This window comes from Campylobacter sp. RM12647, assembly GCF_020138135.1.
Lineage (GTDB): Bacteria > Campylobacterota > Campylobacteria > Campylobacterales > Campylobacteraceae > Campylobacter_E.
The window spans coordinates 1-866 of the sequence record NZ_JACGAS010000060.1 but is presented as its reverse complement, the minus strand read 5'-3'; the positions used below and the strand labels follow the sequence as shown (position 1 = coordinate 866).

The window sequence follows — 866 nt, the reverse complement described above, 5'->3', positions numbered from 1 at the left end:
AGCAAGCTCACTGGGCTATGATAACTCTTGCATCTGTTTTAGGACAAATTGGACTTGATGGTGGTGGATATGGGTTTAGCTACCATTATTCAGATGGTGGAGTTCCAACTCCGGGTGCAGTTACGGGCAATGCTAATAGTGGTAATATTGAAGATAAAGCAAATAATTTTAGTGGTTTTCCTGGACTTGCAGGAATTAGCACAAAAACTACTATAAAAGGGGAGTGGGATAATAGAACTAACGAAGTAATTCCTGTTTCAAGAATAGTAGATATGCTTGAAAATCCTGGTAAAGAATATGAATTTGATGGCAAAGTTAAGACCTTCCCTTTAATTAAGTCAATTTATTGGGCTGGTGGTAATCCAATGCACCATCATCAAGATAGAAATAGACAATTAAAAGCATTTGCTAAGGTTGATAGCTTTATAGTTCAAGATTGTTTTTGGACTGCTAGTGCAAGACATGCTGATTTAGTTCTACCAGCTACTACTGAAATAGAAAGAAATGATATAACTAAAGCACATACAAACAAATATATCTTCGCTATGAAAGAATGTATAAAGCCTATGTATAACTCAAGAAATGATTATGATATTTTTTGTGGAATTATTAAGCATTTTGGTGAAGAAAAATACCAAGCTTTTACAGAGGGTAAAACTGCAAATGAATGGATTAAATACTTTTACGAACAATCAAGAGAAAAAGCAGCAGCAAGTGGCCTATCAATGCCAACCTTTGATGAGTTCTGGGCTAAAGGCTATGTAGAATTTAAAGCTCCTGAAGAAGCTAAGAATTTCGTAAAAATGAAAGATTTTAGAGATGACCCAATTACTAATAGATTAGGAACTCCAAGTGGTAAGATAGAG

The 866-nt window shown here is 34.8% G+C and carries 1 protein-coding gene; it reads left to right on the top strand.

All coding sequences use genetic code 11. The features are described 5' to 3' along the window. Positions 1 to 866 (top strand): molybdopterin-dependent oxidoreductase (locus AVBRAN12647_RS09580; protein WP_336615115.1); only part of this gene is annotated, 866 nt, incomplete at both ends.